The 25,065-nt window shown below is 64.0% G+C and carries 21 protein-coding genes and 1 pseudogene; 15 read left to right on the plus strand and 7 right to left on the minus strand.

All coding sequences use genetic code 11. The features are described from left to right. The first annotated feature begins 144 nt into the window (after nt 1-144). From AC1DLO_RS18825 to AC1DLO_RS18870, 10 genes are all read left to right on the plus strand, one after another. Nucleotides 145-495, plus strand: a complete 351-nt coding sequence (locus AC1DLO_RS18825) for a bifunctional 3-phenylpropionate/cinnamic acid dioxygenase ferredoxin subunit (protein WP_184738179.1) — start codon at nt 145-147, stop codon at nt 493-495. A gap of 63 nt (nt 496-558) precedes the next feature. Next, entirely contained in the window at nt 559-3,066 is a 2,508-nt protein-coding gene (locus AC1DLO_RS18830; RefSeq protein WP_476891633.1) for a GcvT family protein, read from the plus strand. 55 nt (nt 3,067-3,121) lie between these two features. After that, nucleotides 3,122-4,852, plus strand: a complete 1,731-nt coding sequence (gene betA / locus AC1DLO_RS18835; protein ID WP_476891632.1) for a choline dehydrogenase — start codon at nt 3,122-3,124, stop codon at nt 4,850-4,852. An 8-nt stretch (nt 4,853-4,860) separates the two neighbouring features. Continuing rightward, the gene (locus AC1DLO_RS18840) at nt 4,861-6,381 is read left to right on the plus strand and encodes an aldehyde dehydrogenase family protein (protein ID WP_476891631.1); all 1,521 of its coding nucleotides are present in this window, start codon (nt 4,861-4,863) and stop codon (nt 6,379-6,381) included. After that, a complete protein-coding gene (locus AC1DLO_RS18845) occupies nt 6,378-7,412 on the plus strand; it encodes a quaternary amine ABC transporter ATP-binding protein (RefSeq protein ID WP_184737719.1) in 1,035 nt (344 codons plus the stop codon). Before AC1DLO_RS18840 ends, AC1DLO_RS18845 begins: the two co-directional genes overlap by 4 nt. Further along, nucleotides 7,412-9,445, plus strand: coding sequence for an ABC transporter permease (locus AC1DLO_RS18850; protein ID WP_476891630.1), 2,034 nt, complete (start codon nt 7,412-7,414; stop codon nt 9,443-9,445). The genes AC1DLO_RS18845 and AC1DLO_RS18850 overlap by 1 nt, the downstream gene beginning before the upstream one ends. Before the next feature lie 44 nt (nt 9,446-9,489). Beyond that, complete coding sequence (locus tag AC1DLO_RS18855; RefSeq protein WP_476891629.1) at nt 9,490-10,464, plus strand: ABC transporter substrate-binding protein; 975 nt, start codon at nt 9,490-9,492, stop codon at nt 10,462-10,464. Nucleotides 10,465-10,746: 282 nt separating this feature from the next. Then, complete coding sequence (locus AC1DLO_RS18860; RefSeq protein ID WP_476891628.1) at nt 10,747-12,153, plus strand: MFS transporter; 1,407 nt, start codon at nt 10,747-10,749, stop codon at nt 12,151-12,153. A 31-nt stretch (nt 12,154-12,184) separates the two neighbouring features. Beyond that, nucleotides 12,185-13,441, plus strand: a complete 1,257-nt coding sequence (locus tag AC1DLO_RS18865) for an aminopeptidase P family protein (protein ID WP_476891627.1) — start codon at nt 12,185-12,187, stop codon at nt 13,439-13,441. A 123-nt stretch (nt 13,442-13,564) separates the two neighbouring features. Further along, nucleotides 13,565-14,368 (plus strand): IclR family transcriptional regulator, encoded by an 804-nt coding sequence (locus tag AC1DLO_RS18870; protein ID WP_476891626.1) that lies wholly within the window; start codon nt 13,565-13,567, stop codon nt 14,366-14,368. 217 nt (nt 14,369-14,585) lie between these two features. On the opposite strand, the gene AC1DLO_RS18875 is transcribed toward AC1DLO_RS18870, so the two are convergent. Continuing rightward, the gene (locus AC1DLO_RS18875; protein ID WP_476891625.1) at nt 14,586-15,719 is read right to left on the minus strand and encodes an LOG family protein; all 1,134 of its coding nucleotides are present in this window, start codon (nt 15,717-15,719) and stop codon (nt 14,586-14,588) included. A 62-nt stretch (nt 15,720-15,781) separates the two neighbouring features. On the opposite strand from AC1DLO_RS18875, the gene AC1DLO_RS18880 reads away from it, so the two are divergent. From AC1DLO_RS18880 to iolB, 5 genes are all read left to right on the plus strand, one after another. Continuing rightward, on the plus strand, nt 15,782-16,561 hold the full coding sequence (locus tag AC1DLO_RS18880) for a gamma-glutamyl-gamma-aminobutyrate hydrolase family protein (RefSeq protein ID WP_476891624.1): 780 nt from the start codon (nt 15,782-15,784) through the stop codon (nt 16,559-16,561). Nucleotides 16,562-16,684: 123 nt separating this feature from the next. Continuing rightward, on the plus strand, nt 16,685-17,080 hold the full coding sequence (locus AC1DLO_RS18885) for a cupredoxin domain-containing protein (RefSeq protein WP_476891623.1): 396 nt from the start codon (nt 16,685-16,687) through the stop codon (nt 17,078-17,080). Nucleotides 17,081-17,090: 10 nt separating this feature from the next. Continuing rightward, a complete protein-coding gene (locus tag AC1DLO_RS18890; protein ID WP_184737734.1) occupies nt 17,091-17,528 on the plus strand; it encodes a hypothetical protein in 438 nt (145 codons plus the stop codon). 189 nt (nt 17,529-17,717) lie between these two features. After that, complete coding sequence (locus tag AC1DLO_RS18895; protein ID WP_184737736.1) at nt 17,718-18,458, plus strand: GntR family transcriptional regulator; 741 nt, start codon at nt 17,718-17,720, stop codon at nt 18,456-18,458. A gap of 18 nt (nt 18,459-18,476) precedes the next feature. Then, nucleotides 18,477-19,370, plus strand: coding sequence for a 5-deoxy-glucuronate isomerase (iolB, locus tag AC1DLO_RS18900; protein ID WP_476891622.1), 894 nt, complete (start codon nt 18,477-18,479; stop codon nt 19,368-19,370). Between the two features lie 169 nt (nt 19,371-19,539). Here iolB and AC1DLO_RS18905 read toward each other — a convergent pair whose 3' ends face one another. The 6 genes and pseudogenes from AC1DLO_RS18905 to AC1DLO_RS18930 all read right to left on the minus strand — a co-directional run. After that, nucleotides 19,540-20,598, minus strand: coding sequence for a Gfo/Idh/MocA family protein (locus tag AC1DLO_RS18905; protein WP_476891621.1), 1,059 nt, complete (start codon nt 20,596-20,598; stop codon nt 19,540-19,542). Continuing rightward, on the minus strand, nt 20,595-21,413 hold the full coding sequence (locus AC1DLO_RS18910) for a TIM barrel protein (RefSeq protein ID WP_476891620.1): 819 nt from the start codon (nt 21,411-21,413) through the stop codon (nt 20,595-20,597). The genes AC1DLO_RS18905 and AC1DLO_RS18910 overlap by 4 nt, the downstream gene beginning before the upstream one ends. Further along, nucleotides 21,413-22,516: a Gfo/Idh/MocA family oxidoreductase gene (locus AC1DLO_RS18915; RefSeq protein ID WP_476891619.1), complete on the minus strand. Its 1,104-nt coding sequence runs from the start codon at nt 22,514-22,516 to the stop codon at nt 21,413-21,415. The genes AC1DLO_RS18910 and AC1DLO_RS18915 overlap by 1 nt, the downstream gene beginning before the upstream one ends. Nucleotides 22,517-22,554: 38 nt before the next feature. Continuing rightward, nucleotides 22,555-23,628, minus strand: coding sequence for a Gfo/Idh/MocA family protein (locus AC1DLO_RS18920; protein ID WP_476891618.1), 1,074 nt, complete (start codon nt 23,626-23,628; stop codon nt 22,555-22,557). Then, the gene (locus AC1DLO_RS18925) at nt 23,628-24,623 is read right to left on the minus strand and encodes a Gfo/Idh/MocA family oxidoreductase (protein ID WP_476891617.1); all 996 of its coding nucleotides are present in this window, start codon (nt 24,621-24,623) and stop codon (nt 23,628-23,630) included. Before AC1DLO_RS18925 ends, AC1DLO_RS18920 begins: the two co-directional genes overlap by 1 nt. A gap of 108 nt (nt 24,624-24,731) precedes the next feature. Continuing rightward, nucleotides 24,732-25,065 (minus strand): annotated as a pseudogene (locus tag AC1DLO_RS18930) (sugar ABC transporter ATP-binding protein); the annotation flags it as partial.

The raw sequence follows: 25,065 nt of genomic DNA on the forward strand, positions 1-25,065 counted from the left end.
CGTGTCAAGGAATCGGCGAGGAAAATTCAACCTCTTGACAAGCCCCTGTGAGGTCAATCACTCTGTTGCGTAATGTGATCAGCGTTGATCATGAGACAACCGCCCCACAGGTTTCGACCCAGCCCGGTGAAAGAGGTTCTTGAGATGCACAGTGCTTGCCCGCTCAGCTCGTTGGCCCCGGGGGACGCAATTCGACTCGAGACGTCCCCGCCCATTGCCGTGTTTCACACAGAAGAGGGCGAACTCTTCGCCCTCGACGACACGTGCACGCACCAAGACGCCTCACTCGCCGACGGCTGGGTTGAGGACTGCTGGGTAGAGTGCCCCCTCCACGCTTCCAAGTTCAACCTCCGCACGGGAGCCGCCGATGCGCCTCCCGCCAAGCTGCCCGTCCGGGTCCACGAAGTCTTGGTGGTGGACGGCCAGATCATGGTCAAGGAATCCGAGGACGCCCCCAACCTGCCGCCCGGGCTCACTGTGGACGGTCACGTCTAGGTTCCGCCACGCTCGTTCCCCCGAACTTCCAGACCCCGCACTTCAACTTCAGGAGCTTCCCGCATGTCCACAACATCCCGCGTCGTTATCATCGGAGCCGGCATAGTCGGCGCGAATCTCGCGGATGAGCTGTCCTCCCGCGGCTGGACCAACATCACCGTCGTCGAGCAGGGCCCGCTGAAGCTGGCAGGCGGCTCCACCTCGCACGCCCCCGGACTGGTGTTCCAGACCAACGCTTCAAAGACCATGACCCAATTCGCGGCCTACACAGTGGAGAAGCTGCTCTCACTCAGCGAATCCGGTGTCTCCTGCTTCAACCAGGTGGGCGGCCTCGAAGTGGCAACCACTCCGGAACGTTTGGAGGACCTCAAGCGCAAGCTGGGCTACGCGACGTCGTGGGGTGTGGAAGGCCGGCTCATCGATCCGGACGAGTGCGCCAAGCACTACCCGCTGCTCAACCAGGAAAAGGTGCTCGGCGGACTCTACGTCCCCTCTGATGGTCTAGCGTCCGCCGCCCGCGCCGTTGGCCTGCTCATCGCTAAGGCTAGCGCGGCGGGAGTCACATTCCGCGGTTCCACCCCCGTCACCGGCATCGAACAGTCCGGCGGCAAGGTCACCGGCGTCGAAACGCCCGACGGCGTGATCCCGGCAGACATCGTGGTCTCCTGCGCCGGGTTCTGGGGTCCCAAGATCGGCGCCATGGTGGGCATGTCCGTACCGCTCCTTCCCCTGGCCCACCAATACGTCAAGACCACCTCCGTGCCGGAGCTCGTGGGCCGAAACGATACCTCGCGGCTCCTGGACCCCGCCAACGGCGCCTGGATGCCCATCCTCCGCCACCAGGACAAGGACCTCTACTACCGCGAGCACGGGGACCGGATGGGCATCGGCTCCTATGCGCACAAGCCCATGCCCGTGGACCTCCGCGAGCTGCCCGAGGTTGCTGCGGCTGACATGTCCGAACACCGCATGCCGTCCCGCTTGCCGTTCACCGAAGAGGACTTCCTGCCGTGCTGGGAAGACTCCAAGGAACTCCTTCCGGCGCTCGCAGGCGCCCAAATTGCCGACGGTTTCAACGGGATTTTCTCGTTCACACCGGACGGCGGTCCCCTCGTCGGCGAATCCAAGGACGTCGCAGGCTTCTTCGTGGCCGAGGCCGTGTGGGTGACGCATTCCGCCGGCGTGGCCCGCGCCCTGGCGGAGCGCCTCATCGAGGGCCAGTCCCACATTCCGCTCCACGAATGCGAGGTCTCCCGCTTCGAGGAAATCCAGACCGCCGAGAGCTACGTCAACGAGACGTCCCAGCAGAACTTCGTGGAAATCTACGACGTCCTGCACCCGCTGCAGCCGCGGGTCTCCCCTCGTGAGCTGCGGGTCAGCCCTTTCAATGCACGCCAGAAGGAGCTCGGGGCGTTCTTCCTCGAAGCCCACGGCTGGGAGCGCCCGCACTGGTTCGAGGCCAACCGCGAGCTACTGAACGAGCTCCCGGAAGAATGGCAGGCGCCGGAACGCGAGCCCTGGGCAGCGATGTTCCACTCCCCCATTTCCGCCGCCGAAGCGTGGAAGACGCGCACCGCCGTCGCGCTCTATGACATGACGCCGCTCAAGCGGCTGGAGGTTTCCGGCCCGGGCGCCGTAACCCTCTTGCAGCGCCTCAGCGCCGGAAAAGTCGACAAGAAGCCGGGTGCGGTGACGTACTGCCTGCTCCTCAACGACGACGGCGGCATCCGCAGCGACATCACGGTGGCCCGCCTCGACGACACCACCTTCCAAGTGGGTGCCAACGGCAACATCGATTTCGACTACTTCACCACCGAAGCCCGTAAGCAGACCGCCGAGGACGTCACCCAGTGGGTCCAGATCCGGGACATCACCGGCTCCACGTGCTGTGTGGGGCTCTGGGGACCGCTGGCCCGCGAGGTCATCGCAAAAGTCAGCGACGACGACTTCAGCAACGACGGATTGAAGTACTTCCGCACCAAGAAGGTCCGGATCGGCGGGATCCCGGTCACCGCGATGCGGCTGTCCTACGTGGGCGAGCTGGGCTGGGAGCTGTACACGACGGCGGAAAACGGCCAAAGGCTCTGGGACCTGCTGTTCGAGGCCGGGCAGGAGCAAGGAATCATCGCGGCCGGCCGTGGCGCGTTCAACAGCCTGCGCCTCGAGAAGGGCTACCGGCTGTGGGGCACAGACGTGACCCCGGAGCACGAGCCTTTCCAATCCGGCTTGGGCTTTTCCGTTAGCAAGGACAAGGAAGGATATGTCGGCGCCGAGGCCCTCAAGGCCCGCAGAGAATTGCCCGTCAACCGCCGGCTGCGCTGTTTGACGGTCGACGACGGCACGTCAGTGGTGTTGGGCAAGGAACCTGTCTATTTCAGGGGCGAGCCTTCCGGTTACGTCACGAGCGCCGCGTACGGCTACACCGTCCGGAAGCCCATCGCCTACGCTTGGCTACCCGCCGAAGCGGGCGAGGGTGACGCCGTCGAGATCGAATACTTCGGCAAGCGTATCCCGGCCACCATCTCCGCCGATCCCCTCGTGGATCCAAACATGGAAAAGCTGCGGGGCTGACGCCTCCCTGGCTACTGGACAAAGCAATGGGGATCACTTCAAAGGAGTTCAACTAATGGCCAACGAAAAGTTCGACTACGTCATTGTGGGTGGGGGCAGTGCCGGATCGGTGCTGGCGGACAGGCTCAGCGCCGATCGCACCAAGACCGTCCTGGTCCTGGAGGCCGGCCGCAGCGACTACCCCTGGGACCTGTTCATCCAAATGCCCGCGGCGCTCACCTTCCCCAGCGGGAACAGGTTCTACGACTGGCGCTACCAATCCGACCCCGAGCCGCACATGCACGGACGCCGGATCGCCCACACCCGCGGCAAGGTTTTGGGTGGCTCCAGCTCCATCAACGGCATGATCTTCCAGCGCGGCAACCCCTTGGACTACGAACGCTGGGGAGCCGACGCCGGCATGGAGACCTGGGATTTCGCCCATTGCCTTCCGTACTTCAACCGCATGGAGACGGCCCTCGCCGCGGATCCCAGCGATGAACTGCGGGGACACAGCGGACCGCTGGTCCTGGAACGCGGCCCCGCCCGCAATCCCCTCTTCCAAGCCTTCTTCCGCGCCGCTCAACAAGCCGGTTTTGCGCGGACCGACGATGTCAACGGGTACCGGCAGGAGGGCTTCGGCCCCTTCGACCGCAACGTGCACAAGGGCCAGCGGCTCTCGGCGTCGCGGGCCTACTTGCGGCCGCACCTCGACCGGCCCAACCTCACGGTCCGGACGCGGGCACACGTTTCGAAGATCAACTTCGAGGGCATTGGTACTTCCGATGTCAAGGCCACGGGCGTCAGCTACCGCCGGAACGGCAAGAACCAGAGCGTGGACGCCCAGGAAGTCATTCTGTGCGGTGGAGCCATCAACACACCGCAGCTGTTGCAGTTGTCCGGCGTCGGAGACTCCACGCACCTCAAGTCCCTGGGCATCACGCCGGTGGTTGACCTGCCAGGCGTGGGCGAAAACCTGCAGGACCACCTGGAGGTTTACATCCAGCACGCCTGCACCCAGCCAGTGTCCATGCAGCCCAGCCTGAGCCTGTGGCGCTATCCGTGGATCGGCTTGCAGTGGCTGTTCGGGCGCAAGGGACCTGCGGCCACCAACCACTTCGAGGGCGGCGGCTTTGTCCGCTCCAACGAGGACGTGGCCTACCCCAACCTGATGTTCCATTTCCTGCCGGTCGCGGTCCGCTACGACGGCCAGAAAGCTGATGCCAAGCACGGCTACCAGGTGCACATCGGCCCCATGTATTCCGATGCGCGGGGCAGCTTGAAAATCACTTCCACGGATCCCGCCGTCCACCCGTCCATGAAGTTCAACTACCTTTCCACGGACCAAGACCGGCGCGAGTGGGTGGAAGCTATCCGGATTTCCCGGCACATCCTGGAGCAGCAGGCCATGGCGCCTTTCAACGGCGGTGAGCTCTCCCCCGGCCCAGCCGTCCAGACTGACGAGGAGATCCTGGACTGGGTAGCCCGGGATGCCGAGACCGCCCTGCACCCGTCCTGCACAGCCAAGATGGGTCCGGCCACGGATCCCATGGCCGTGGTGGACCCGCTCACCATGAAGGTGCACGGCACCTCGGGCCTGCGAGTGGCGGACGCTTCGGCGATGCCGTACGTGACCAACGGCAACATCTACGCACCGGTCATGATGCTGGCCGAGAAAGCGGCGGACTTGATTCAGGGCCGCAAGCCGCTCGAGCCGATCGCCGCCGAGTTCTACCGGCACGGCGCGGTTCCGGAGCGCACGGAGAGCCTGGACAACCAGCCCGAAGCCACCTCGGCGCGGAACTAAGGAGCGGCATGAACAGCCCACAACTCACGCAGGCGCGCACTGTCCGCGGTAGCTACGTCGACGGCGGCTGGCGGCAGTCCGCGGGCGGAATCCGCAGCATCAGCTGCCCGGCGGACGGCACACACGTTGCCGACGTCGCCGAGTGCACGTCGGCCGACGCCGAGGCTGCTGTGGCGAGTGCCCGCAAAGCGTTCGACGACGGCGGCTGGCCGAACACCCCGGAACTGGAACGCGGCGCGATCCTGCTCCGCGTGGCCGAGCTGCTGCAGCGGGACAAGGCGGCGTACGCTGCGGCCGAGGCCCTGGACACCGGCAAACGCCTGATCGAGGCCGAGTACGACATCGACGACGTGATTGCCTGCTTCCGCTACTACGGCAGTGTGGCAGGCACGGACGCGGGCCGCGTGATCGATACCGGCCGGCCCGGCGCCATCAGCCGGGTCGTCCATGCGCCGGTAGGCGTCTGCGGACTCATCACGCCATGGAACTACCCGCTCCTGCAGGCTTCGTGGAAGGTCGCGCCGGCGCTGCTAGCCGGCAATACCTTTGTCCTCAAGCCCAGTGAGCTGACACCCTCCACTTCCATCCTGCTGATGGACACGCTGCGGGAAGCAGGAGTGCCCGACGGCGTCGCGAACCTTGTGACGGGAACGGGACCTGAAGTGGGTGCTGTGCTCAGTTCGGATCCGCGCGTCGATCTGGTGTCCTTTACGGGCGGCCTGGCAACCGGCAAGCGGATTATGGTAGCGGCCGCGGAGACGGTTAAGCGCGTGGCCCTTGAGCTCGGCGGAAAGAACCCGAACGTGGTATTCGCGGACGCCGACCGGGAGGCCGCGATCGACAACGCCTTGACGGCCGTCTTCCTGAACTCGGGCCAGGTCTGCTCGGCCGGGGCGCGGCTTATTGTCGAAGAATCCATCCACGAGGAATTCGTGGCCGAAGTGGTCCGCCGTGCACAGCAGATCCGGCTGGGCGGCCCCTTCGACCAGGAAGCACAGACGGGTCCGCTGATCTCCACGGCCCACCGGGACAAGGTCCACGCCTACGTCCACGCCGGGATTGCAGAAGGCGCCCGGTTGCTGTGCGGGGGCTTCATTCCGGACAGCCCGGAATTGGCCGGCGGCAGCTTCTACCCGCCCACCGTATTGGACGGCTGCACGACTTCGATGCGCGTGGTCCAGGAGGAGTCCTTCGGTCCCGTCATGACCGTGGAAACGTTCACCACCGAGGACGAGGCCATCCGGCTGGCCAACGACACTGTTTACGGACTGGCCGGAGCTGTGTGGACAGCCGACGCCTCGAAAGCCCAGCGCGTGTCCGAGGCATTGCGCCACGGGACGGTCTGGATCAACGACTACCACCCGTATGTTCCGCAGGCCGAATGGGGCGGCTTCGGGCAGTCCGGCAATGGCCGCGAATTGGGGCTCGCGGGTTTGGCCGAGTACCGAGAAACGAAACACATCTGGCAAAACATCAGCCCCGGGCCCAGCCATTGGTTCGAGCCGCCACAGGCAGGAGTACAGCAATGAATAGTCCTGACATATCAGTGCGCAATCTCTGGAAGGTCTTCGGACCGGGAGGTGAAAAGATCCCCAAGGATCCCGAACTGTCGAGTTTGGGCTCCGCCGAATTGCTTGAACGCACCGGATGCAATGCTGCCGTGCGGGACATGAACTTCGACGTCGCCAAGGGCGAGGTGTTCGTGGTGATGGGCCTGTCCGGATCGGGAAAGTCCACCTTGATCCGGTGCCTCACCCGCCTGATCGAACCGACATCGGGGCGCGTCCTGGTGGACGGCAAGGACGTGTTGGAGGCAGGAACCGGCGAGCTTCGCGAGCTGCGACGGCGGAAAATGTCCATGGTCTTCCAGCATTTCGGCCTCCTGCCGCACCGAACGGTCCTGGACAACGTGTCCTACGGGCTGCAGATCCGCGGCACCGCGAAGAATGAGCGCTACGCCAGGTCCCGCGAAATCATCGACCTCGTGGGGCTGAAGGGCTACGAGCAGCATTTTCCCGATCAGCTCTCCGGTGGAATGCAGCAACGCGTCGGACTGGGCCGCGCCTTGGCCGGCGACCCGGACACCATTCTCTTTGACGAACCGTTCTCGGCCCTGGACCCGCTCATCCGGCGCGACATGCAGGCAGAGGTCATCCGGCTGCACAAAGAGATGGGCAAGACGATGGTGTTCGTCACCCATGACTTGTCCGAAGCGCTCAAACTCGGGGACCGCATCCTGATCATGCGCAACGGCGAGATGGTCCAGTGCGGCACCGGCGATGACCTTGTCGGATCGCCCGCGGACAAGTACATCGCCGATTTCGTCTCCGAAGTACCCCGCGCAGATGTCCTGACGCTCAAGTGGATCACCGATCCCGTGGCTTTGGGCACTCCCGGGGATGCTCCTGTCCTGAGCGCAGGCATGATCATCCGCGACGCCATTCCCACCGTCATGAACTCATCGTGTCCTGTCCTGGTGGAAGACTCCGGCAAGATCACCGGCCAGATCGACCGCGACAGCATCTTGTCGGTCATCCGCAGCACGGAAGTTGCGGCGTGATGTCCACTCTCGTTCGCGATCGCGCCCCGGTTCAGCCCGGTCTCGTTTCCGTCCGCCCACCGCGCAAACGGCTCAGCCGCCGCACCCTGCTTCTGGGCGGGGCCGGCGTCGTCTGGCTTGTTGGATTCCTGTTCCTCCACGGCACATCCACCCTGACACTGCCGGCGTCGGAGCTGACTGACCTCCACCGCTCGCTCAACCAATTCAATGCCTGGGTGGCAGCGAACCGTGCGGACAATCCCGTCTTCCAGTACGTTTTCACACCCCTCCGGGCCGCCGTCGACGCGGTCGCAAACCTTTTCACCAGCACTTTTGCCGCCAGCTCTACCGGGCTTCGCCTACCGGAAATCGGCTGGCTGGGAACCGTCGCGCTGCTCAGCTGGATCGCCTTTGCGGTGGGCAATGCCCGTGTGGCTCTGCTGACGGCAGCCGCATTCACGTTCTTCGGCCTCCAGGGGCTGTTTGTTGAAGCGGCTTACACCTTCGCCCTCGTCCTCACAGCCGTGTTGTTCAGCCTCCTGATCGGACTTCCGCTCGGAGTCTTGGCCGGGATCTCTGGCAGGGTCTCCCAAGTGATCACTCCGGTCCTCGACTTCATGCAAATCCTCCCCACGTTCGTCTATCTGGCTCCTTTGGCCCTCATCTTCCTGATCGGCCCCGCCTCCGCAGTAATCGCCACGGTGATCTACGCGGTGCCTCCGCTCATCCGACTGACGGCACACGGAATCCGATGCATCCCGGAGAACACCCGGGAAGCCTCCGATTCCCTGGGAACCACGGGTTTGCAGCGGCTCCTCACCCTTCAACTCCCCCTCGCACGGCGCACTATCGTGATGGGGATCAACCAGAGCACCATGGCCGCCCTGTCCATGGTCACCATCGCGGCGCTCATCGCAGCGCCGGGGCTGGGGCAAGTGGTTGTCCGCGCACTACAGTCGCTCGACGTCGGGACAGCAGTCAACGCCGGCCTGTCGATTGTCCTGCTCGCCATCGTGCTGGACCGCGTCACCACGGCCGCCAGCCGCCGGGCCGAACCCGGGGCGAACCGCAAACGCCGGATATCGCGGCGAAGCAGGTACATCTTGCTGGCCGCGAGCCTTCTTGTAGTGCTCGTCATGGTCCAGTTGTCCCGCACGATGCTGTGGGCCGCTGCCTTCCCGAAGGATCTCAACATTGGCCCAGCCATCGTCAGTGGAGTGAGCTCGGCCAGCGAATGGCTGCAGACCAACCTCTTCCTGTTCACGGTGTCCTTCCGTGAGGCGGTCACCAACGGGATCCTCAACCCGTTCCAATCGCTTCTGACAGAGACGCCTTTCTACCTCCTGGTTGCTGTCATTGTCGTCGCGGCTTTCGCGCTCGGCGGCTGGAAGCTGGCAGCCGTGACGGCATCATGCCTGGCCGTGATCATCTACCTTGGCCTATGGAGCGATGCCATGGTCACCTTGGCCGGCACACTCGTTGCCACTGCCGTGGTGATGGTCCTGGGCGTCATCTTTGGCGTGGCCATGGGCAGGTCCAACAAAGTGGACCAGATCATGCGGCCCATGCTTGACGCGGGACAGACCATGCCTGCCTTCGTCTATTTGGTTCCGTTCCTGGGCCTCTTCGGCGCCACACGGTTCACCGCCATCATCGCCGGCATCATCTACGCCGCACCCGTGGCCATCAAGATCACAGCCGACGGCATCGCCGCAATATCGCCCACCATCATGGAAGCCGCAGTGTCCAGCGGCTCCACCCCATGGCAAGTCATCACCAAGGTCCAGCTCCCCATGGCCCGGCAATCCCTGGCTTTGGCCGCCAACCAGGGCCTGATCTACGTCCTCGCCATGGTGGTGGTCGGTGCGCTGGTCGGAGCAGGTGGCCTGGGGTACGACGTCGTCGCAGGCTTTGTCCAAAGTTCGCTGTTCGGCAAGGGCCTCGCCGCAGGTCTGGCCATCGTCTTCCTCGGCATCCTCCTGGACCGCATGACGCAGGCTGCCGCAGCCAACCCCGTCCGGAAAGTCCCTTCAGCAAAATCAACCGCCCACTAACGGCCCCTCACGCTCACCCACTGCCCCAACAAGGAGACCCAACCATGAGTAAAGCTGGACTGCTGTTGAAACGAACAATGCCCACGCTGGCCGGAGCCGCGGCGGCTGCCCTGCTGCTTGCCGGCTGCGGTGGCGCCTCCGTGAACCAAGTGGCTGCCGCCGGCGCCACGAGTACCCCTTGCGGGAGCGTCAACGTGGCGCTCAACGCCTGGGTGGGCTACACGGCGAATGCGGCCGTGTATAGCTACATAGCCCAAAACAAGCTCGGCTGCACCGTGGTGCAGAAGGACCTGTCCGAACAGATTTCCTGGCAGGGCTTCGCTTCCGGCGAAGTCGACGTCGTCCTTGAAAACTGGGGACACGAGGACCTCGCGAAGCAATACATCACCGATCAGAAGGTAGCGGTGGACGCCGGACCCACCGGCAATGAAGGGCACATCGGTTGGTACGTACCACCATGGATGGTCCAGAAGTACCCGGACATCACGGACAGCAAGAACCTGAACAAATACGCTTCCCTCTTTGCCACGTCCGAATCAGGAGGCAAGGGCCAGGTCCTGGACGGCGACCCCGCCTTCGTGACCAACGACGAGGCCCTCGTCAAGAACCTTGGCCTCGACTACAAGGTAGTGTTCTCCGGCTCGGAAGCTGCCCTCATCCAGTCATTCCGTTCGGCTGAGAAGAACAAGACGCCGCTGCTGGGTTACTTCTACGAACCGCAATGGTTCCTTTCCGAGGTCTCCCTCAAGAAGGTCAGCCTGCCGGCCTACACGCCGGGTTGCGATGCCAACGCCGAGAAGGTGGCCTGCGACTACCCCGACTACAAACTCAACAAAGTGATGTCCAAGAAGTTCGCGGACAGCGGCTCCCCCGCTGCCAAACTCGCCAAGGCCTTCTCGTGGACCAACGCGGACCAGAACTCCGTCGCAACGGACATCCAGGGCGGCATGAAGCCCGATGCCGCGGCCAAGAAATGGGTGGATGCCCACCCGGATGTGGTGGCCGCCTGGCTCAAGTAGCACTTCAATCCATCTCGCTTTGAAGCTCCCCGGATCCATGGATCCGGGGAGCTTCTTTTTGCCCTACAGGACACCCCATCACTCATTTTACGCAACGGCGTTGCAGTGAGCGCATTCCCCATCCCAACTAGCTCGCACTTATTGTCGCTTGGCGCCCCCAAAACGACAACAAGTGCGAGCTAGTTGGGCGGCAACCAAACACCCTTGACGGTGACGTGCAACACATCTATTCTGGTGCAACACCGTTGCATTGAATGCAACCCCAAATTTCTTGGTGGATTCATGAAAAACGAAACATCCTCCGTGGCAGCAATATCGGAAAGCACGAGCACTGGATCCAAAGGCGGATTCGTCCCTCTTCCCGAAGCAGGAGCCACCCCGGGCGTCCCATCAAAGCCAGCCAACAACCACGCGGTCAGCAAGGACACCCGTCGCCGCGTCATCACTGCAAGCTTCATCGGCAACTTCGTCGAATGGTTCGACTACGCCGTCTACGGCTACCTTGCCGGGATCATCTCTACCGTCTTCTTCCCCGCATCGGACCGGCAGACCGCCCTGCTCGCGACGTTCGGCGTCTTTGCCGTCTCCTTCTTTGTCCGTCCGCTGGGCGGATTCATCTGGGGCCACATCGGCGACCGGCTCGGCCGCAAGCAAGCACTGTCCCTGTCCATCGTGCTCATGTCCGTGGCCACGTTCTGCATTGCCCTGATCCCCGGATACAACACCATCGGCGTCATGGCGCCGATCCTCCTGCTCCTCGTCCGTGTTGTCCAGGGCTTCTCGGCAGCGGGCGAATACGCGGGTGCCTCAGCGTTTCTGGTGGAATACGCGCCGGCCAATCGGCGCGGACTCTATGCCGCCGTCGTACCCGCAAGCACGGCGGCAGGTTTGCTGCTGGGTTCCCTGCTGGCGGCACTGCTCAGCTCGGTCCTGAGCGCGGAGCAGCTCGGCGAATGGGGCTGGCGCCTGCCCTTCCTCCTGGCCGCCCCGATGGGCTTGATTGGCCGCTACATCCGCACCAAGCTCGAGGACACCCCGGCATTCCGTGAAATGGCCGCGAAAGATACCGCGGTCAAGGCTCCCGCCTTCGCCATGTTCAAGACGTACCGCAAGCAGTTGATCATCGCGACGGGCGCGGTGCTGCTCAACGCTGTCGGCTTCTACGTGATCCTCAGCTACATGCCCACGTACCTCTCGGAAGAACTGCACTTTGGTGCGGCCGAATCGTTCCTGGCCACCACCATCGCACTGGCCAGCTACATCGGATTCATCTTCCTGACGGGGATCGCATCGGACAGGTTCGGCCGCAAGCGCATGCTCATCACTGCTTCCGTACTGTTCGTGGTGCTGACCGTTCCGGCGTTCATGCTCCTCGATACCGGCAACTTCCTGGTCATCGTCCTGGTGCAGATTCTGCTGGGCGGCATGCTCACCCTCAACGACGGCACCTTGCCCAGCTTCCTGGCCGAGCTCTTCCCCACGAGGGTCCGCTACAGCGGCTTCGCCGTCAGCTTCAATCTTTCCAACGCCTTGTTCGGCGGCACTGCCCCGTTCATGGCGACCCTCCTCATCGGCCTGACCCACAACCAACTGGCCCCCGGCTGGTACCTCGTGGCGGCCTCCGTCATTTCACTCATCGCGGTCCTCTTCGCTGTGGAGACTTCCAAGAAGCCGCTGCAGCAGGACTGAACCAACCCACCCATTGAAAGGAACACCACCCATGACCATCACCGAGAATGAAGCCGTAAGCGACATCACCAAGCTTGAGCGCCTCAAGGTCCTCAACAATGGAGAGAAGGTCTCCCTGACCTTCTCCGACGCAGAGTTTGAGCGACGCCTTGCCGGTCTTCGCCGGATCATGGCCGAAAAGGAACTGGACGCCGTTGTCCTAACCAGCTACCACTCCATCAAGTACTACTCCGACTTCCTCTTCACCTACTTCGGCCGTTCCTACGCCATGGTGGTCACGGCCGAGGACACAGTCACCGTCACCGCCAATATCGACGCCGGAATGCCGTGGCGCCGCAGCTACGGAGACAACCTGGTCTACACGGACTGGCGCCGGGACAACTACATCTTCGGCATCCAGGAAGTGCTGCGCACCCGCGGGATCAACGTCCGCCGCCTGGGTGTTGAGGACGACTCCCTTCCACTGGACAACCGCAACAAGATCCAGGCTGCCTTCTCCGGTGCGATGCTTGTTGACGTCGCCCAGGCCGCGATGCGCCAGCGCATGATCAAGTCTTCCGAGGAAATCGAGGTCATCAAGCACGGTGCCCGGATCGGCGACCTTGGCGGCGAGGCCATCCGCAACGCGATCACGGCGGGGATCACAGAGTACGAGGTCGCATTGATCGGCACCGAAGCCATGGTGCACGAGATCGCCCGGACGTTCCCGGACTCCGAGATCCGCGATACCTGGGTGTGGTTCCAGTCCGGCATCAACACGGACGGCGCCCACAACTGGGCGACCACCCGCAAGATCCAGGAACACGACATCCTTTCGCTGAACTGCTTCCCCATGACCTCGGGCTACTACACGGCCCTGGAGCGCACCTTGTTCTACGGCGAACCGGATGCCCGTTCCCTGGAACTGTGGAACATCAACGTGGAGGTCCACAAGCGTGGACTGGAACTCATCAAACCCGGGGCAGTCTGCAAGGACATCGCGGCTGAGCTCAACGAGATCTATGTTTCGCATGGACTGCTTGCCAACCGCACCTTCGGCTACGGACACTCGTTCGGCGTGCTCAGCCACTACTACGGCCGCGAAGCCGGACTGGAGTTGCGCGAGGACATCGACACGGTGCTGGAGCCGGGCATGGTGGTCTCCATGGAACCGATGATCACGGTCCTCGATGGCCAGTCCGGTGCCGGCGGATACCGGGAACACGACATCCTGGTGGTCGGTGAAGACGGCGCCGAGAACATCACCAAGTTCCCGTTCGGCCCGGAATACAACATCATCGGCGCCTAGCACCACGCCGTCCACTGGACATGCCCAGCCTTGAATCTGAGCGATGGACATATGCTGCATATGCTCATTGCCCAAGACCAAGGTTGGGCATGTCCCCCTTAAAAGGGCCATATAGTGACCATCATGACCTCAGTGAACACCAACGAAACCGCTGCTAACGGCGATTCCAAAGGCGCTTCGGTCCTCGAGAACGCCATTGCTGTGCTCCGGAGCTTCACCGCCGAGGAACCCCTGCTGGGAGTCACCGAGATCGCTGGCAGGATCGGCCTCCACAAGAGCACAGTGTCGCGCATTCTGGCGACCTTTGAACAGGAACACCTGGTGGAGCGCGACTCCGATTCCCGGCGCTTCCGGCTGGGCCTGGGAATGATTGCCTTGGCCGGTCCGCTCCTTGCCGAGTTGGAAGAGCGGCGGGTGGCCTACCCCGTGCTGCGCGAGCTGAGCGAACGGACGGGCGAGACAAGCGCGCTCATGGTGTGGAACGGGAACGAGTCCATGTGCGTGGAGCAAATCGCCAGCCGCCACCAAGTCAAGCACCTTGCTCCGCTGGGCGCACGCTACAACGAGGCACTCAGCTCCTCGGTGCAGGTCTTCCTAGCTGCAGAAGATGCCGACCGGGTGCGGACACTCCTGCGCAGTGGCTCGATCACCCTGCCCGGGCTCGACGAGGAAGCCCTCGAGGCCTATCTTCTCCGCCTCCAGGAGTCGGTGAAGCGCGGCTGGGCCGTCAATTTCGGCGAAACTTCCATCGAAGAAGTGGGCGTGGCTTCGCCTGTGTATGATCACCGCGGAGACATCGTGGCCTCGGTCCTGATTCCCGCRCCCAAGTTCCGTGTCTCCCAGGACACGCTGGCCAGCCTCGGCGAGGCCTGCCAGGATGCGGCCCGGAAGATCACGACGCGCTTGGGTGGCCGAGCCCCGCACTAGCCCAAGCACTGGACATGTACACCCTTACCCCACCGGACATGCCCAGCTCCAACCCCTAGCAGTGGACATGTCCACCTCTATTCCACGGGACATGCCCAGCCTTGGAGTCGAGGGATGGACATATTCGCAATATGTCCATTGGTCCAAGCCAAGGCCGGGCATGTCCCTTGCTCCCGGGCCGGGGAGAGGCGGCTCGAAAGCCAAGGCCGCGAGAACGTTAGTCCGCGACCACGGCGAGCGCCTCCTCCACCGTGTCAACCAAGAAGATCCGTCCTTCCATCACCTTCCCTGCTGCCAGCCTCTGCAACATCGGCCATGCCGGATATTTGTGCTCCCAGTGCTCGCGTCCCACGAGGACCATGGGCTTGACGGTTTCCGGGGCGCCGTAGAAGTTCTCGCACGCGTCCTGGAAAATTTCCTGCACGGTGCCGGCGGAGCCCGGAAGGAACACGATGCCACCGTTGCACAGTTCCAGCAGGATCGCTTCGCGCATGGAATTGGCGAAATACTTGGCGATGTGGGTGGCGAAGAGGTTGGGCGGCTCGTGTCCGTAGAACCAGGTGGGGATGCCCAACGACGTCGTCCCGCGCGGATTGTGCCCGACGACGGCGGCCGCCGCCCGCGCCCAAGCGGTCACCGAGGGACGGAAACCCGGCACCGCCGCGAGCGCTTCGAGCGCGGCCGCGAAGTCGCCGTCGGGCAAGCCGCTCAAGTAGGCACCGAAGTTGGCGGCTTCCATGGCACCCGGCCCTCCACCTGTAGCAACCGTGAAGCCGGACAGGGCCAAGAGCCGCCCCAGGCGCGCGGCGTCGTCGAAGTCTTGTGTTCCGCGTTGCGCGGCATGCCCGCCCATGACTCCCACGATCTTGTTCCCGGCGAAATCCCCGTTGCCCAGGAGTTCGTCCAGGGCGTCCCCGATGGCGTGATCATGCAGAGCGGCAGCCAGGGTGGCATCCAGGCTGGTCCGTTGCCCCGGCATGATGCTCCATTGATAGACCTGGGCATCCAGGGTGGCCTCGTACTCCGTGGAATCAATGTCCTCGTAGAGTTCGGCGGCACTGTAGAGCCTGCCCCGGTAAGGGTTGAACGGCACGCCGCGCAGCTTCGGAAAGATGAGCGCACCCCGGCTGCGCAGCGAGTCCTCCACGCCGTCGTCGAAGGTGCAACCCAAGAAAATAGCGCCTTGGGGATCCAGCCTCTGCAGGTCCGCGCCCCGACCCCTTAGGTCCAGCGACTGGGCGTGCCATCCGTGCATTGTTGCCGCGCCGGAACTGAGCAGCCGGTCGAAATGGGCCACGCTCTCAATGTCGAGCGTTCGGGGGCTGGGAGTCAGGGCGCGGGACGGATTCATGGCATCAGCGTAAGCCCGCGGTTATGTTGCGCAGGAGTCATCCGGCCGGTGCATCATGGAGCATGCAGACTTCCGAACAGCACAACAGCGTCCGGCCCCGGATCGGCATTCCGGTCCGCCTCAGCAGCTCCGAAGCGGCCGATGCCCGCGTGGGAGAGGCGAATGAACTCTTCGATTTCATCGTCGAACTCGTGCGCGACGCCGGTGCGGAGCCGGTACTCCTGGACGCCTCCTTCACCGATGAAGCCGGGCGCTTGTCGGCCGAGCTCCGTTCCCTCAACGGGGTCCTGTTGCCGGGCGGCGGGGATCTGGATCCGCGCCTTTACGGCGAGGAAGCGATTGAAGCCTGCTACGACGTCAACCCGGACCAGGATCGCCTGGACTTGGCGGTCGCCCGCGAATCGCTCGACGCCGGTTTGCCAACCTTCGGCATCTGCCGCGGCCACCAGCTCCTGAACGTGGTCTATGGCGGTTCGCTCATCCAGGACATGCACCCGTCGTCGGTGGAGCACAACGGCCTGACTCCGGCGGAGGGCGAGTTGAGCGCCTGGGCGTGGCACGACGTCGAACTTTCACCGGATTCCAAAGTGGCCGGACTCTATGGTTCACGGAACTCGGTGCGGATCGCTTCAGGGCATCACCAGGCTGTTGCCCGGGTAGGCGATGGCTTGGTGGTGACGGCGGTCGCTGAGGACGGGACGGTGGAGGCCCTTGAGGATCCGCAGCGCTGGGTGGCATCCGTGCAATGGCATCCCGAGGCCTCGCAGCTGCCTGAGGAGGAACGGCTCGCCCCGTTCAAGGCTTTCGTGGAGGTCTGCAGGACGCTGCGTCCCGTGGGGTGATCGGGTGAGGCGCTACCGGCCGGAGGCAAATTCCTTTTCCGGTGAACCTGACCTCGCCGGAATTCGTCTCATCAATGTGGCAAGCAATTTCCGCCCGCCGGATTGAGAAGTCAGGAACCAATCATGAGACAGAACCCCAAGGCCATGATGGTCATCGTTGCGGCGGCCGCCCTCATCGCTGTAAGCGGGTGCGGAAGTCCCGGAACCGACGGCTATGGCGCATCATCGAGCCCACCTTCCGGCGCGTCGTCCAGCGCTCCGCAGTCCGGCACCGCCACCATCACCATCAAGGATTTTGGCTATCAAGGACCCGTCTCGGTCAGTCCGGGTGCCAAGATCACCGTAAAGAACCAAGACGCCCAGGCCCACACAGTCACTTCAGACGATGGCAAGGCCTTCGACGCCGCGGCCGATGGAGGGGGCGGAACAGCCACATTCACCGCACCAACCACCCCAGGCAGCTATCCCTACCATTGCGCCTATCACTCGAACATGCATGGAACGCTGGTCGTGAAATGAGCGCAGTCAAATGAGCGCCAGCCTAGCGACACGCCGCAGGCCCAGGGACATCGTGCTGCGGCTGCTTGTCGTGACAGCCTTGGTCATCGACGCGGTGGTGCATTGGCAGCTTGCCCCCGGCTACCAGTTGGCTGCCCCGGCCGGAATCGGGCAAGGCAACTTGTTTCGCCTTGAAGCGGTCGCCGCGGTTCTCGTTGGCCTGTACGTCCTGGTGCGCGGCAGCCGACCGGCCTACGCGGCCGCCCTGCTCGTCGCCGGGAGCGCCTTCATAGCCGTCCTCCTGTACCGGTATGTCGACATACCGGCCCTAGGTCCGATCCCGTCCATGTACGAGCCCGTATGGTTTTTCGAGAAGGCCCTCAGCGCCGTCGCCGAAGGACTCGGCGCGGCCCTGGCAGGTGTCGGCTTCCTCAGGCAACGCGGTAGCGCCCGGCGTCGCCGGCGCTGAGACACAAGGTTCTGATGACTGGACATGTCCCCAAAGTGCGCCCGTAAGCGGCGCAAAACACCCAGCTCCGGCACCCTTGACCAGCCCAATGCTCCTGCTATCATCGATAAAGCAGTATGTCCTATCAAGCGAACATGAGCGGACATGCTGCCACGTTCGGGATAGTCCCGGAACACGAGGGAGCATGCAATGGCGAATCAACTTGGCCTCACTATCGACCGTTCTTCCCCCGTGCCCTTGTACCACCAGGTGGTCCAGGGCATCGAGGCCGCCATCCACAGCGGAGTGTTGGAGCCCGGCAGCCGTTTGGACAACGAGATAGACCTCGCCGCCCAGCTCAACCTCTCCCGGCCCACCATGCGCAAGGCCATGGATGAACTCGTCCGCTCGGGCCTGTTGGTCCGCAAGCGTGGCGTCGGCACGCAGGTGGTGTCGAGCCAGGTCCGCCGGCCCTTGGAGCTCTCCAGCCTCTACGACGATCTGACCAACAACGGCAAGAAGCCCACCACGGAGGTCCTCAGCTTCTCGCACATGGAGGCAGACGCGGCCACGCTGACCGCCCTCCAACTGCCGGCCGGCTCCAAGGTTTACCACTTCACCCGCCTCCGCAAAGTGGGAGGCAAGCCGCTCGCGCTCATGGAGAACTGGGTCCGGGACGACATCGCCACCATGGACGAGTCCATGCTCGCAGCGGAAGGCCTCTACGCTATCCTGCGCCGCGGCGGCGTCAACTTCCGCCTCGCCTCGCAGCGGATCGGTGCCATGATCGCCAACGACTACCAGGCCCCGCTCTTGGAGGCGGAGGTCGGTTCGGCTTTGGTCACCATGGAGCGCACCGCCGTCGACGACACCGGACGCATGGTCGAGACCGGCCACCACGTGTACCGGGCGGATTCCTACAGCTTTGAAATGACACTCGTACAGCGCTAACGCAAGGACTTTAACTCCATGGCCAATTGGGTCTATCCATTGGGAACCGCCAACGACGGCGATTGGGACATTTCGCTCGGAACCTCCGATTCCGCCTTGGCCGTGGATGGTTGGGCCCACACCGGGATCAAGGTCGCCACACTCGCCGCGGGCACCGCCGTCGAGCTCCCCGCCGCTGCGGAGGAGCGGATCGTTGTGCCGCTCAACGGCGCCTTCACGGTGACGGTCGACGACGTCGAGTATCCCCTCGCGGGGCGGGCGTCGGTTTTCCACGGACCCAGCGACGTTCTGTATTCCGGCACGAACACTGCTGTCACTATCAGTTCGCCCGACGGCGGCCGCGTCGCCGTCGCAACCGCCCCCGCCCACGCTTCGTATCCCACCCGGCTGGTCACCGCCGCGGAAACCCCTGTTGAGCTGCGTGGCGCAGGAAATTGCTCGCGCCAGGTCCACAACTTCGGCACCCCTGCCGCCCTCGAGGCGGACCGTTTCATCGTCTGCGAAGTGCTCACCCCCGCGGGCAACTGGTCCTCGTATCCCCCTCACAAGCATGATGAGGAAAAGGACGGCGAAACGCAGCTCGAGGAGATCTACTACTTCGAGACCCGCGTGGCTGACGGCTCCGGCGCCCCTGCTGACGCAGACGCGATCGGCTACCAGCGCGTCTACGCCTCCGATGAGCGCCCGATCGACGTTGCGGCGGAGGTTCGCACGGGCGACGTCGTGCTGGTTCCCTATGGTTGGCACGGTCCCGCCATGGCTGCTCCCGGCTACGACCTGTACTACCTGAACGTCATGGCCGGCCCGGGCCCGGTGCGCGAATGGCTCATCAGCGACGACCCCCACCACGGGTGGGTGCGGCAGAGCTGGGATGGACAGGACATCGACCCCCGCTTGCCGTTCAGCGCCTAAGGCAACTCGGCGGCACGCGCCATTGGAACTCAACGCAAAAACGCTCTTCCGGAACGAAAGTTTCGGAAGAGCGTTTTTTGTGATGGATGGTTTCTCGAAAGGGGCTCGTATCTGCAGAAGCGTTCGGCGAAAGGCGTGTGTTTCTGCAGGAGGGTCGGGGGAATTTAGCTCATTTGTGGAGGAGCGTTCCTGCCGGTGCTACCTTGCCCAGGGCCACCTTGACCGGAACCCCGCGTGCCAGGGACTCCTGCGCGGCATCGGCCACGCGGGAAGCCGCGACAGCGTCCTCCGGTGTGCACGGATTCTTCCGTAGACCCAGGACCAGCTCAACGAATGCTGCCATTTCCGAGCGGTAGGCCTGGTCGAAGCGTTCGGCGAAGGTCTTGTGGGGTTCTCCGGACGGGAAGGCGATCCCGGCTTCGGCCGATTCCATGGCTGTTTTTTCGTCGAGGCCAACCATGAGGGAACGCTTGGAGCCCTGAACTTCGAGGCGGACGTCGTGCCCAGCACCGTTGTATCGGGTGGCGGACACCGTGCCAACCGTCCCGTCGTTGAACGTGATCAAAGCCAAGGCCGTGTCCACATCGCCAACCTCGCCAATGGCGGGGTCTCCGTTGTTGGAGCCCTTGGCGTAGACCTCCACGATTTCGCGGCCGGTCAGCCAGCGCAGGATGTCGAAATCATGCACTGAGCAATCGCGGAACAGCCCGCCGGACGTTGCCAGAAATTCCATCGGCGGCGGAGTCATGTCGCACGTCACGGCCCGCAGCGAGTGGATCCAGCCGAGCTCCCCGGCCTGGTAGGCGCGCTTGGCCTCGAGGTAGCCGGCGTCGAAGCGACGCTGGTGGCCGATCTGCACCACGCCGTCGTTGGCACGGATGTGCTCCAGGACGGGCAGCGAATCGGCCACATTCATGGCCACGGGCTTCTCGCAGAAGACCGGGATGCCGGCGTCCACTCCCGCCCGGATCAGTTCCGGGTGCGTGCCCGTTCCGGTCGCGATAACCAGTCCATCCACTCCGGAAGCAATCAAAGCCTCCACCGACGGCAGGAATTCGGCGCCGAGCCCGGCCGCCACCGCGCGGGCGTGCTCTTCGGCGACGTCCGTGAGCCGTAACTCCACGTTGATGCCCTGCGCATTCAGTTCCCCGTTGAGTGCCGCGATGTTGCTGGCATGCATGACCCCGATTCGCCCCACGCCAACCAGTCCGAGAACGACGTCCTTCACAGTGCTACCTCCGTTGAAAAAGCAGTTGCGTTCTGGGATGTAACGCCCTCAACCGTGAACGCCCTACGGAACGCCTCAAGCGCCTCCATGTCGTCTCCGCTGGCCCATGCCTCCATGCCGACGGTCCCTTCATAGCCCACAGCCACGAGCGCCCGGGCCACTGCCGAGTAGTTGATTTCGCCGGTGCCGGGCTCGCAGCGACCGGGGACGTCCGCCACCTGGATCTCGCCGATGTGTGGCAACGCGGAACGGACCAGTTCGATGAGGTTCCCCTCCCCTAACTGTGCGTGGTACAGGTCCAGCATCATCTTCACGTTGGGATGTCCTGCCGCTTCCACCAGCGCCAAAGTGTCCTTGGCACGGGCCAGCGGAATTCCGGGGTGGTCCAGCACGGTGTTGAGGTTTTCGAGGCAGAACGTCAGTCCGTGCTTTTCCCCGAGCTCGCCAAGGCGCTCCAAGGTCCGGGCCCCCGTGATCCACATGCTCCCGTTGGAGCGGTAGACAGGGCGGGCCGCTTGCCCGTCGATCAGCTCCGCTGAGTGCACCACCATGCGGCTGACGCCGAGTTCCAACGCGGTCGTAATGAGCGTTTCGGCCGTCCTCACCACCTCATCGGCCGTGTCCGGGTCCACCAGGCTCCCGGAGGTGTATCCGGTCATGGAGGAAAAGACCGCGCCACTCGCCTTGAGAGCCGCGATGTCCTTGTTCCTCGAGTCCCAGAGTTCGACGTCGAATCCGGCTTCGTGGATCCGCCGCACCCTTTCGGTGAACGGCAGCTCCGTAAAAACCATTTCCGCGCAAACAGCCAGCCGCATCAGACACCGGCCTTGCTGTCGCTCGACACGGCGGGTACGGCCACCGGGGCGCCTTGCTGGACCGACTCGATGCAGGCCAACGCCATGGCGAGGGCGCGCCGGGCGTCAGCGGCTCCCGGCGTAAGGGTGAAAGCGCCCGACGGCGGCTGCGTGCCATCGCGGCGCGCGCGGACTGCCGCCGCGAAGTCCACGAGTTCCTCGGTGTAGGCATCGCGGAACAGCTCTACATTGAGCCGCGGAGTCTCGGCGGAAAGGCCTTCCGCTGTGTATCGCACGGCAGCAGTTTCAGTAGGCCGCCCGGCCTGCACCATGCCCTTGGAGCCGAACACTTCGCCCCTCACGTCGTAGCCGTAGAGTGCGCTGAAGTTTGCTTCGGCCACCGCCAAGGCTCCATTGCTGTAGCGGATGGTGACCACGGCGGTATCCAGGAATCCCTGGTCACGCAGGCTCGGTTCCACCAGGGCATCAGCGACAGCGTAGACCTCCACTGGCTCGGCGCCTTCGTTGAACCAGTTCAGGGTGTCGAAGTCGTGGATGAGGGTTTCCAGGAAGATCGTCCAGGCCGGAACCTTGGCCGCATGTCCGATGCTCCCGGTGCCCGGATCCCTCGTCAACGAGCGCAAGAGTTGGGGTACTCCCACAATTCCTTCGGCCAGATCCTTCTTGGCCGCTTGGAAGTCGGTGGCGTAGCGGCGGTTGAAGCCAATCTGGAAATGTACCCCTGCCGCTTCGATGGCAAGGAGCGCGGCGTCTAGCTCTTCGAGGCTCTGGGCCGCAGGCTTCTCGCAAAACACGTGCTTGCCGGCGGCAGCGGCCTGGGCAATCAAGGATGCATGGAACCGTGCCGGGCTGGCGATGATCACTGCGTCGATGTCCGGATCGGCCATGATGTCCGCGGCGTCAGCCGTGACCTTCGTCGTTCCGAGCCGGGCTGCCACCGACGCTGCCGAGTCCACATTGGGATCGGCGACAGCGGCCAGGACCGCACCGGGAACCCGGCGGGCTATGCTTTCGCCGTGGAACGCTCCCATCCAGCCGGAGCCGATGAGCCCCAGCCGCACGGGGGTGGGGAGCTTGGCTGAATGCTGTGCGATGTAGGCCATGGGCCCGTCCTTTCGATAGTCAGTACAACAAAAATTGCTCAGGCAGGCGCGTTGCCTTCGCCCGGGAATTCAATGCCCACTTGGCGGCGGATTTCATCGGCAACGTCCATCGTCCGGATGGAGGAGGCCAGGGGCCGCTGTTGGGTTTCCATCTCACCGGCAGCGATGGCGCGGGCCACCGCTGCGGCTTCGTAGTGCAAGCCTTCCAAATGCCCGCCCGCAGCCTCGTCATGTCGAAGTCGCGTACCGTCCGGGAACCGGATCTCGAAACCGCCGGGCATGTTGAAGGGGCCGTCGATGGTCAACGTGGCCTCGGACCCGACGATCGTTGCCGCGGTGGGAGTGAAATTATGCAGGTGCGTATTCATCACGGCCTGGCTTCCGCCGGGGAATTGCATGATCGCGGAGAGCTGCGCGTTGACACCCGATTCGTGGTGCTGGCCGAAAGCGCTCAAGCGTTCCGGCGCCCCCAGGACTTCGGTGATGAGGGCCAGCGGGTAGGTGCCCAGGTCCAGCAGCGGTCCTCCGGCCAATTCAGGATCGAAGATGCGGTGGTTGCGCTCGAAGCGCTCGCCGTATTCCGCCAGGACCGTTGTCACGGTACCCAGCATCCCGGCGTCGAGCACTTGCCGGATCACGTCGAACTTCGGAAGGAAGAAGCTCCACATCGCCTCGGCGGCGAAAACGCCAGCCGCCTCGGCCCGCGTGGTGATGTCCTGCGCCTGCGCCGCGTTGAGCCCGATCGGTTTCTCGATCAGGACGTGTTTGCCGGCGTCGATGGCCAGCACGGCAGCCGCGTGGTGGAAGTTGTGCGGCGTGCACACGTACACGATGTCTATATCCGGAGCCGCGGCCAGCTCTTCGTAGCTCCCATAGGCGGCGGGGACGCCGAAAGCGTCCGCGAATGCCTTCGACCGGTCCAAAGAGCGGGAGCCGACGGCGGCGATCATCTGCCGTGAGTAGGCCTGCACAGATTCCGTGAACTTTTCGGCAATCCACCCCGGACCCATGATGCCCCAGCGCAGCGCGGGAGCGTCACGGGAATCCGGCACGCGGGACCCCGGCAGGCCGGATATCGCAAGCCCAGATGCTGGCAGACCGGATGCAACCATCAGTAGATCACCTTCGTGTAGGCTCCGTCGCTGTGGAGCGAACGGATCATGGCTTGTGCAAGCTGCGATGCCCGGAGGCCATCCTCCCCCGTGGCGAGCGGCGCAGGCTCCCCCTTTTCGAGGGCTGAAATCCAGGCCTGAAGTTGCAAGCGGTAAGCGTCGGCGAAGCGTGGACGCCAGTCTGCAGGGATTTCGGAACTGCGCCTCCCTTCCTGCCGGACGTCGAGGGCGGCCGGTTCCGGAAGCGCTGTGGTCCCGAACTCTGATACGACCTCGCACTGGGTGGTGTAGCCGTACTGCGCATTGAGGAAGAGTTCGAGGGTGGCCAGGGTGCCGTCAGCAGCGCGCAAGAGCATGAAGGCGGGGTCCCTCAGGTCACCGGTGCTATGCCGGGAACTCCGCCCCGCTTGCCACGACACCTCAGTGATGGGTGAGTCCAGCAGCCAAGGAATGATGTCGAGCTCGTGGATGGCCGAATTGGTGATGGCGGATTCCGAGCTCGCGCCCGGTCCCGCGGATGCTGTCCGGCTAGTGCAGTGCACCTGCAAAGGCTCGCCTTGGATGCGTGCCCGGGTGGATTCGCGAAGGGCGACATAGCCGGGGTCGAACCGCCTCATGAAGCCCATCGACAGCAGCCGGGCACCCGTTGCGGCCAAAAGGTCGGCTTCGGCCTCCACTACTTCGCGGCTTTCCAGGAGCGTGGGCGCCAGCGGTTTTTCGCACAGTACCGGGGTCATCGCTTCGAAGCATTCCAGCACTAGTCCCGCATGGGTGGAGTCATGGGAAGCGACGACGACGGCGTCAACCTCGCTGGAGTTGATCAGCTCGGAAGGATCGGTGGTGATGCGTGCGGACGGCGGCGCCGCGGCTGCCGCCCGTCCGGCGTCGAGGTCTGCCACGAAGGTGACTTCGGCCCCGCTGATGGTGGTGGAGAGGTTCCTGATGTGGTCTGCGCCCATAACACCGGCGCCGATAACGCCAACCCGGATCGGCATGCTGTCTTCCCATCTGCTTCGTTAACGTTCCCGCGGTGGCACGGCGAGCGGGGCCCGTCCGGACTTCCGGCGGACCCCCGTCTCCCGTCCGCGCTGTCTCCCTGCGCGCTAGGCGTGCCTCGGGCTGTTTTCCCTCGAAGCGTCGGAAGTGTCAGCGGAGTCGGCAGCGTCGGCTACCCCGGCGACTTCGGCCTGGACTTCCTTGAGGGCCTCCGTGTGTCCGCCGAGCTGTTCGAGTTCGTGGGCGAGTTCCGCGAGCTCGGCGCCGCCGGCCATCTGGGCGGTGAGTTCGTCCAGGGTGATGTCTTTCTTGTCGTAGTAGCCGATCGACTTGCCGCGCTTGAGCAGCAGGAACCGGTCACCCACGGGGAAGGCGTGGTGCGGGTTGTGCGTGATGAAGATGACCCCCAGCCCGCGGTCGCGGGCCTGCAGGATGTAGCGG

The sequence above is a fragment of the Arthrobacter sp. 01T419 genome (assembly GCF_056398865.1).

Excerpts from the sequence above, each read along its gene's own strand:
- AC1DLO_RS18825 (WP_184738179.1), top strand. The coding sequence starts at position 145 with ATGCACAGTGCTTGCCCGCTCAGCTCGTTGGCCCCGGGGGACGCAATT.
- AC1DLO_RS18830 (WP_476891633.1), top strand. The coding sequence starts at position 559 with ATGTCCACAACATCCCGCGTCGTTATCATCGGAGCCGGCATAGTCGGC.
- betA (WP_476891632.1), top strand. The coding sequence starts at position 3,122 with ATGGCCAACGAAAAGTTCGACTACGTCATTGTGGGTGGGGGCAGTGCC.
- AC1DLO_RS18840 (WP_476891631.1), top strand. The coding sequence starts at position 4,861 with ATGAACAGCCCACAACTCACGCAGGCGCGCACTGTCCGCGGTAGCTAC.
- AC1DLO_RS18845 (WP_184737719.1), top strand. The coding sequence starts at position 6,378 with ATGAATAGTCCTGACATATCAGTGCGCAATCTCTGGAAGGTCTTCGGA.
- AC1DLO_RS18850 (WP_476891630.1), top strand. The coding sequence starts at position 7,412 with ATGTCCACTCTCGTTCGCGATCGCGCCCCGGTTCAGCCCGGTCTCGTT.
- AC1DLO_RS18855 (WP_476891629.1), top strand. The coding sequence starts at position 9,490 with ATGAGTAAAGCTGGACTGCTGTTGAAACGAACAATGCCCACGCTGGCC.
- AC1DLO_RS18860 (WP_476891628.1), top strand. The coding sequence starts at position 10,747 with ATGAAAAACGAAACATCCTCCGTGGCAGCAATATCGGAAAGCACGAGC.
- AC1DLO_RS18865 (WP_476891627.1), top strand. The coding sequence starts at position 12,185 with ATGACCATCACCGAGAATGAAGCCGTAAGCGACATCACCAAGCTTGAG.
- AC1DLO_RS18875 (WP_476891625.1), bottom strand. The coding sequence starts at position 15,719 with ATGAATCCGTCCCGCGCCCTGACTCCCAGCCCCCGAACGCTCGACATT.
- AC1DLO_RS18880 (WP_476891624.1), top strand. The coding sequence starts at position 15,782 with ATGCAGACTTCCGAACAGCACAACAGCGTCCGGCCCCGGATCGGCATT.
- AC1DLO_RS18885 (WP_476891623.1), top strand. The coding sequence starts at position 16,685 with ATGAGACAGAACCCCAAGGCCATGATGGTCATCGTTGCGGCGGCCGCC.
- AC1DLO_RS18890 (WP_184737734.1), top strand. The coding sequence starts at position 17,091 with ATGAGCGCCAGCCTAGCGACACGCCGCAGGCCCAGGGACATCGTGCTG.
- AC1DLO_RS18895 (WP_184737736.1), top strand. The coding sequence starts at position 17,718 with ATGGCGAATCAACTTGGCCTCACTATCGACCGTTCTTCCCCCGTGCCC.
- iolB (WP_476891622.1), top strand. The coding sequence starts at position 18,477 with ATGGCCAATTGGGTCTATCCATTGGGAACCGCCAACGACGGCGATTGG.
- AC1DLO_RS18910 (WP_476891620.1), bottom strand. The coding sequence starts at position 21,413 with ATGCGGCTGGCTGTTTGCGCGGAAATGGTTTTTACGGAGCTGCCGTTC.
- AC1DLO_RS18915 (WP_476891619.1), bottom strand. The coding sequence starts at position 22,516 with ATGGCCTACATCGCACAGCATTCAGCCAAGCTCCCCACCCCCGTGCGG.
- AC1DLO_RS18920 (WP_476891618.1), bottom strand. The coding sequence starts at position 23,628 with ATGGTTGCATCCGGTCTGCCAGCATCTGGGCTTGCGATATCCGGCCTG.
- AC1DLO_RS18925 (WP_476891617.1), bottom strand. The coding sequence starts at position 24,623 with ATGCCGATCCGGGTTGGCGTTATCGGCGCCGGTGTTATGGGCGCAGAC.